The organism is Arcicella sp. GW458-12-2-14-TSB2 (assembly GCF_059423785.1).
This window is the reverse complement of the sequence record NZ_JBWKYN010000021.1, coordinates 36641-44093: the sequence shown is the minus strand read 5'-3', so window position 1 is coordinate 44093 and position 7453 is coordinate 36641. Positions and strand designations below refer to the sequence as shown.

Here is a 7453-nt window from a genome sequence, read left to right as displayed (position 1 = left end):
GTTTCAAATGTACTAAAATCCCTTTTCCATAATTTTTTCCACAATATTTTTTGAATCTAATTTTTAAATACTAAGTTTGTGAAATCAAATGCATAAAAAATGACAACAACATTCAAAAATACTTCATGGTGGTGGCAACTGGCAAACGTCCGTTGAACAGAATCATAATGTATTTTCGATAAAGATATTTTTCTTCACGAAAGGCTTACTGTTCAACCAGTAAGCCTTTTTTGTTTTGCTCTTTCAAACAATCACTAATTAAGCATGACTTTTTCAGTAAAAACAACCCAAAAGAAACGTTTAGCCGATACCATTACGCCCGTTGGAATCTTTCTGAAATTGCGTAATAAGTTCAAGAATTCGGTTATTTTAGAAAGTGCCGACTATCACGGAAAAGAACATGGTTATAGCCATATTGCTTGCGACCCTGTGGCAAGTATTATTGTCGATAATGACGTAGTTACACAAAATTTTCCAGATGGTACAACGGAAACTTTCAAATTGAATCACCGCAAAGATGCTGTAAAAGCCTTGATGGACTTTGCCAATCGTTTTCAATGGGAACGTCAACCTGATTATGCCCCAATGGCCAATGGCATGTTTGGACATATTGCTTATGATGCCGTAGAGTATTTTGAAGATATTGAAATACAGGAGAAAAACGAAAACACAGAAATGCCTTCTATCATTTACTATGTTTATCGTTATGTAATAGCCATCAATCATTTTAAAGATGAGATGTTCCTCTACGAACATGAATACGAAGGAGAGAAAAGAAAAAATACGGATAGTGTAAAAGGGCTAGAGTCACTAGAAATGCTGTTAAGTATGCCTCATTATGCTACAAAGTCATTCAAATTAACAGGCGAAGAAATTACCAATTATACAGATGATGAAATGCGGGTAATTATCCAAGAATGTATCAAACACTGCTTGCGTGGAGATGTTTTCCAGATAGTACCTTCTCGTCGTTTTAGCCGTACTTTTGAAGGAGATGATTTTCAGGTATATCGTGCTTTGCGTTCTATCAACCCATCGCCCTATATGTTCTATTTCGATTATGAAAAATATAGAATTTTTGGTGCATCACCCGAAAAACAAATCGGTATCAAAAATGGAATGGCAGAAATTCATCCTATTGCAGGTACTTTCAGAAGAACAGGTGATGATGAAAAAGATGCAGAATTGGCACGTGAATTATTAGCCGACCCTAAGGAGTCTGCCGAACATGTAATGTTGGTAGATTTAGCAAGAAACGATTTATCAAGAAGCTCGGACGTAGTAAAAGTAGAAACCTTTAAAGAAGTACAATTTTACTCACACGTTATTCATTTGGTTTCTAAGGTAACAGGCAAAATGACTGCTGGTACAAATCCATTGCAATTAGTAGCAGATACTTTCCCAGCGGGAACGCTTTCTGGTTCGCCAAAGCATAATGCCATGAGTATCATTAACCGCTTAGAAAACGTGAACCGTCATATTTATGGTGGAGCAATTGGGTATATGGATTTTGTCGGAAACTTTAATCACGCTATCGCTATTCGTACTTTCATGAGTAAAAACAATACACTTTATTACCAAGCAGGAATGGGTGTAGTAGCCAAATCGGTGATTGAAAACGAAATGCAAGAAATCAAATTAAAATTAGGCGCATTAAGAAAAGCCTTGGATATGGCGGAGGGAATTTAGTAGATTTGGGATTTCGGTAATCGGATTTCGGTCGTCGGATTTTAAAATCAACCATTCAAATAAAGGAAGATTGCTTGTTATTAAAAAAGTACACAGCCGATGACAGATAGCCGATTTCTGATAGCTAACAATATTCATTATTCCCGTTTAAATAAAATAAGAATGCAACTTAAAGCTCAAGGCTCATTGCTCAAAGCTGACAGCTAAAAATACAATCATGAAAATATTAGTCCTTGATAATTACGATTCCTTCGTATATAACTTAGTCTACATCTTAAAAGATTTAGGCAATCAAGTGGATGTATTCCGCAACGATAAAATTTCATTGGAAGAGGTAGGTAAATACGATAAAATATTGCTTTCGCCTGGCCCAGGTATTCCCGAAGAAGCAGGAATTTTATTAGATGTCATTCGTGAATATGCCCCAACAAAATCTATTTTTGGAGTATGCCTTGGGCACCAAGCCATTGGCGAAGCCTTTGGTGCAAAATTACACAACATGGGCGATGTATTGCATGGCGTAACCACTAAATGTATCATTACAGAGCCATCAGAGATTCTTTTCCAAGGAGTACCAAATGAAGTAAATGTTTGTCGCTATCACTCATGGACAGTCGTAAAAGAGACCATGCCTGCTGAATTAAAAGTAACAGCACTTGATGAACAAGGCTATGTAATGGCGGAAGCACACTCGCTTTATGATGTAAGGGGTGTACAGTTTCACCCGGAGGCTTATCTTACCGAATATGGCGTGAAAATGGTAGAGAACTGGGTTAAAATCTAATACAAAAAATAAACCATAGCTGATTGCCCATTGCTAACAGCGAATTAGTATGAAAATTTACTTACAAAAAAGAACAGAAGGTAACGCTTTAACCCAAGAAGAAGCCCAAACAGCTTTGGGAATCATAGCTAGAGGTGAAGCCAATAATAGTCATATTGCAGCATTTCTGACTACCTATATGATGAACCCCATTACGTCGGCAGAATTAGCTGGTTTTCGTGATGCGATGTTGGAACTAGCCCTTACGATAGACCTTTCTGCTTATGACCCAATGGATGTTTGCGGAACAGGCGGTGATGGCAAAGATACCTTTAATATATCAACTACGGCATCTTTTGTAGTAGCAGGAGCTGGTCAGAACGTGGCAAAGCATGGTAATCATGGGGTGTCATCGTCTGTGGGTTCCTCAACTGTATTAGAATATCTTGGGGTAAAATTCAGTAATGACATCGATTATCTTCGTCAGAAAATAGAAACTACAGGAATTTGCTTTTTACATGCGCCATTGTTCCACCCTGCCATGCGTTTTGTTGGCCCTATTCGCAAAGAATTAGGTATGAAAACGTTCTTTAATATGCTTGGGCCAATTTTAAACCCTGCTTTAGTTCAAAAGCAAATCACAGGAGTTTATAATTTAGATGTCTTGAAACTCTATGGCGAATTACTTCAAAAGTCGTATAAGAATTATGGTGTAATTTATGCCTTAGATGGCTATGATGAAGTGTCATTGACATCAGATTTTAAATTGATTACGGTAAAAGGAGAAGAGACTTTTTCACCTGAGCAGTTGGGTTTTACAAGATGCAAACAAGAAGATTTGCATGGAGGAAGTACGGTAGAAGAATCGGCTAAAATATTAATCAATATTCTTGAAAATAAAGGTACAAAAGCCCAAACAGAGGCTGTAATCGCCAATGCTGCTACGGCATTATATTGTGCCGATAATACTTTGAGCTTACCAGATGCCATTTTGAAGGCCAAAGAATCATTAGAAAGTGGTACAGCCTTGGCGGGTTTCAAGCAATTTATTCAGTAAAATATTTAGATACAAATGACTATTTTAGATAAAATTATCGCCCATAAAGCACAGGAAGTAGCCCAACGCAAAGAGCAAGTTTCTGTTCAGGAGTTAGAAAAAAGTGGCTTTTTTGCCAAAACGAATAATTCCTTAAAAACAAGTTTGCTTAATCCTGCTTCTTCGGGCATCATTGCTGAATTTAAACGAAAATCGCCTTCAAAAGGCATTATCAATGGAAATGTAACGGTAGAGGAAGTAACGGCTGGCTATGTAAAAGTTGGTGCTGCGTGCTTATCGGTATTGACAGACTTTGAATTTTTTGGAGGTACTAGCGAAGATTTTCTCAAAGCTCGTCGTACCAATCCGACAATTCCGATGATACGCAAAGATTTTATGATAGATGAATACCAAATCATCGAAGCAAAATCTTTGGGTGCAGATGTAATCCTTTTGATTGCAGCAAATTTGACGCCTCAACGTATACAAGACTTAGGAAAGCTGACGAAAGAATTGGGCATGGAAACCCTCTTAGAAATTCATGACGAAGAAGAATTGAATCGTAGTTTGAATCAGTATATTGATGTCGTTGGTGTCAATAACCGCAACCTCAAAAATTTTGCTGAGCAAAATGTAAATGCATCATTGGAATTAGCCGAAAAAATTCCTGCTGAATGTATCAAGATTTCAGAAAGCTGTATTTCACAAGCTGAGACGATTAAATTATTAAAAACTGTGGGTTATAAAGGCTTTTTAATTGGCGAAACCTTTATGAAAACCAATAATCCTGCGGAGGCTTTGAAAACATTGATTGATGAGGTTAATGCTTAAAACTTACTACTCCCTCAAAACTTTTCTATTAGCTGGTGACTTAAGTCGCCAGCTAATAGAAAAGTAGGCTTTTCTCCCTTATTATGCTCCCATTAAGCTTTGTCAAATGTCCCAAACAGGCTTAAAACTCCCCTATTCTTGCCAAATATCCCATTTTCTTGCTCATTCCCCCAAGAATTTCACAGGCTTTTATGTAAGTGCTAATTTTGAACCAATCAAAAAACAAGCATTTAACACAAATCGAATACTGAAATGGAAATAGTTTTAAAAATGGCATTATATGTTCATATCGTTGCAGGCTTTACAGCTTTAACAACTGGTTTAGTACCCATGTTTACCAAAAAAGGAGGAAAGGCTCATGTGTTTTGGGGCAATGTATTTTACTGGGCGATGTTCTTAGTAGCATTAACTGCTTTGATGCGCTTTAAAATGGAATTTCGCCTAATTTTCTTGACAGGTATTGCCGTTTTTAGTTTTTATAATACCTTCACGGGAGCGAGACTGGTACGTATGAAGAAAAATCTACAACCTGAATTTGTTGATTGGTTTGGTGCTATCTTAACCGTTGTTAGTGCTTTTGCTATGATGGCTTTTGGGGTGTTAGCCTATCAAAAAGGGGTTGCTTTTTATGCTATTTTGTTTACTATTTTTGGCGTGTTTTCTTTATTGATGGCAACAGAAGACTTAAGGGTATTTTTAGGGAAGAAGGTTGTCAATAATACAGGAGCTGTACAAGCAAGATATTGGTTTCAAAACCATATTTCGAGAATGGGTGGTGCCTATATCGCTACCGTAACAGCATTTTTAGTAGTAAACAATCCTCCTTATATTCCAGGTTTAGTAGTTTGGATTGCACCGGGTGTAATAGGCGGAATAATTATTGGAAGAACTCGTAGATATTATATGGAGAAGGCAAAAAGTAGGCTTTAGGCAAATATTAATATACACTCATGGCATGACTAACATAATATTATTTCTTCTGAAAATAACTTGGTAGTCATGTCATGAGTATCATTAAGTAAATTTTGCTATATTTGTTTTAGATAATCGTTTCAAAAATGGTAGCGAAAACACAAAATAAGTCTGAAATCATTCCTAAAAAACAATACAAAGGAATACTTGAACCTTATGAGTTATCAACTCCTGAGGAGAGGAAAAAAGCCGTAGAACGGAATAAAGAATTATATAAGAAAGTAAATAAATAGTAGTATGGACTACCTTTTAGATACAAATATCTACATCTTCTGGTTAAATGATGATAAATATAGAATGTCAAAAGAGCAAATTGATATTCTTACAAATCCTTTAAATCAGCTTTGGATTAGTAGTGCCAGTCTTCATGAATTAGCAATTAAGGTAAGAAAAGGGAGTAATCCATTTAATATTTCGTATCAAGAAGCTATTGTTGAAATCTCAAAAAGAAAGATTAGGATACTTGAGCTAAAACAAGCCCATTACGATAAAATATTAGAATTGTCTTTTGTTCCAATAAAAACAGGTAGCGTAAAATCACATGGAGACCCATTTGATTTATTGATTATTGCTCAAGCAATTTGTGAGAAAATGCCTGTATTGAGTACAGATGAGTACTTCCCGATTTATGATAAAATCAGTGTAGTGATATAAAACTAATATCTTAGCTATAAGCGTAAAGTAAGTACTAAGAAAACACTCATAGCATGACTATCGTTATTATTTCTTCTGAAAACAACTTGTTAGTCATGCCATGAGTATTGAACAAAATCCTAAGGCTTACTGCCTATTGCCTAAAGCAATACTACCTTTCAAACAACATTCTTTTGCCCGTAACACTTTCGTCAAATGTACCGTCTTGGAATGCTAAATGCCCTGAAACGATTGTATGCGTGATTTTAGAATGCAAAGTCTGTCCTTCTAATGGCGACCATCCACATTGGTAGTAAACATTTTCTTTGGTAACTGTAGTACTTTCATTCAAATCTACCAACACTAAATCAGCCCAATAGCCTTCGCGAATATAGCCTCTTTTAGCAATCTGAAAACAATCTGCCACAGCGTGCGACATCTTCTCTGCAATTTTTTCTAAAGAGATTTTACCTTCTTTATAAAACTCTAACATCAAATTCAAAGGATGCTGTACCAAAGGCAAACCTGATGGCGATGACCAATAAGGATTTTGTTTTTCAGCCCAAGTGTGCGGAGCATGGTCGGTAGCAATTACGTCTATTCTATCGTCTAACAACGCTTTTAGCAATTGCTGTTTATGTCCATCCGCTTTTACCGCAGGATTACATTTTATCTGATTACCCAAGGTTTCATAGTCGCGGGCATCAAACCAAAGATGATGAACACAAACTTCCGCCGTAATTTTTTTCTCTTTTAAAGGAATATCATTGGTGAATAATGCTGTTTCCTCGCCAGTAGTAATATGCAGAATATGCAGTCGAGCATTATGACGTTTGGCTAATTCAACCGCCATTGATGATGATTTATAACAAGCCTCCACATTCCTGATTTCAGGGTGGACTCTCGGATGTGGATTATCGCCAAAGCGTTGTTTATAAATCTCCGTATTGGCGCGAACCGTTGCTTCGTCTTCGCAGTGTGTCGCAATCAACATTGGACTTTTAGAGAAAATATTTTCAAGTGTTTTCTCATTATCTACCAACATATTGCCTGTTGAAGAACCCATAAAAACCTTAATACCACAAACATTTTGAGTATTGGTTTTCAGTACTTCTTCAATATTATCATTAGATGCCCCCATATAAAAAGAGTAATTGGCCAACGACGTGCGAGCAGCAATATCGTATTTATCAGCTAATAAGTCTTGGTTCAAAGCATTGGGAACCGTATTAGGCATTTCCATAAAGGAAGTAACACCACCCGCTACCCCAGCACGAGCTTCTGAATGAATACAGGCTTTATGGGTAAGTCCTGGTTCACGGAAATGTACTTGGTCGTCAATTACGCCAGGAAAAAGGTATTTACCTTTAGCATCAATGACAGTATCGGCAGTTAAGCCAGATAGATTATTGTCAATTTTTTCAATGAATCCGTCTTTTACAAAAACGTCTACCGATTGAATGTTGCCTTCGTTAACTACTTGGGCATTCAGAATAAGTATTGTGTTCATCCTTAAATCAGGCTCAAAT

8 protein-coding genes are annotated in these 7453 nt (G+C 36.7%); 7 read left to right on the top strand and 1 reads right to left on the bottom strand.

All coding sequences use genetic code 11. The annotated features are described in order from the left end of the window. Positions 1 to 264: 264 nt before the first annotated feature. The 7 genes from AC07XN_RS05050 to AC07XN_RS05020 all read left to right on the top strand — a co-directional run bounded on the left by AC07XN_RS05050 (position 265) and on the right by AC07XN_RS05020 (position 5945). Entirely contained in the window at positions 265 to 1689 is a 1425-nt protein-coding gene (locus AC07XN_RS05050; RefSeq protein ID WP_494742248.1) for an anthranilate synthase component I family protein, read from the top strand. A 217-nt stretch (positions 1690 to 1906) separates the two neighbouring features. Continuing rightward, the gene (locus AC07XN_RS05045) at positions 1907 to 2473 is read left to right on the top strand and encodes an anthranilate synthase component II (RefSeq protein ID WP_309921626.1); all 567 of its coding nucleotides are present in this window, start codon (positions 1907 to 1909) and stop codon (positions 2471 to 2473) included. Positions 2474 to 2522: 49 nt separating this feature from the next. Beyond that, entirely contained in the window at positions 2523 to 3509 is a 987-nt protein-coding gene (gene trpD, locus AC07XN_RS05040; RefSeq protein WP_494742247.1) for an anthranilate phosphoribosyltransferase, read from the top strand. A gap of 15 nt (positions 3510 to 3524) precedes the next feature. Beyond that, the gene (gene trpC, locus AC07XN_RS05035) at positions 3525 to 4319 is read left to right on the top strand and encodes an indole-3-glycerol phosphate synthase TrpC (protein ID WP_494742246.1); all 795 of its coding nucleotides are present in this window, start codon (positions 3525 to 3527) and stop codon (positions 4317 to 4319) included. 252 nt (positions 4320 to 4571) lie between these two features. After that, positions 4572 to 5249 (top strand): DUF2306 domain-containing protein, encoded by a 678-nt coding sequence (locus AC07XN_RS05030; protein ID WP_494742245.1) that lies wholly within the window; start codon positions 4572 to 4574, stop codon positions 5247 to 5249. 128 nt (positions 5250 to 5377) lie between these two features. Further along, on the top strand, positions 5378 to 5524 hold the full coding sequence (locus AC07XN_RS05025) for a hypothetical protein (protein ID WP_494742244.1): 147 nt from the start codon (positions 5378 to 5380) through the stop codon (positions 5522 to 5524). Between the two features lie 4 nt (positions 5525 to 5528). Then, entirely contained in the window at positions 5529 to 5945 is a 417-nt protein-coding gene (locus AC07XN_RS05020) for a type II toxin-antitoxin system VapC family toxin (protein ID WP_494742243.1), read from the top strand. A 151-nt stretch (positions 5946 to 6096) separates the two neighbouring features. Here AC07XN_RS05020 and AC07XN_RS05015 read toward each other — a convergent pair whose 3' ends face one another. Next, positions 6097 to 7434 carry a dihydroorotase gene (locus AC07XN_RS05015; RefSeq protein ID WP_494742242.1) on the bottom strand — a complete coding sequence of 446 codons (1338 nt, stop codon included), beginning with the start codon at positions 7432 to 7434 and terminating at the stop codon, positions 6097 to 6099. Positions 7435 to 7453: the final 19 nt, after the last annotated feature.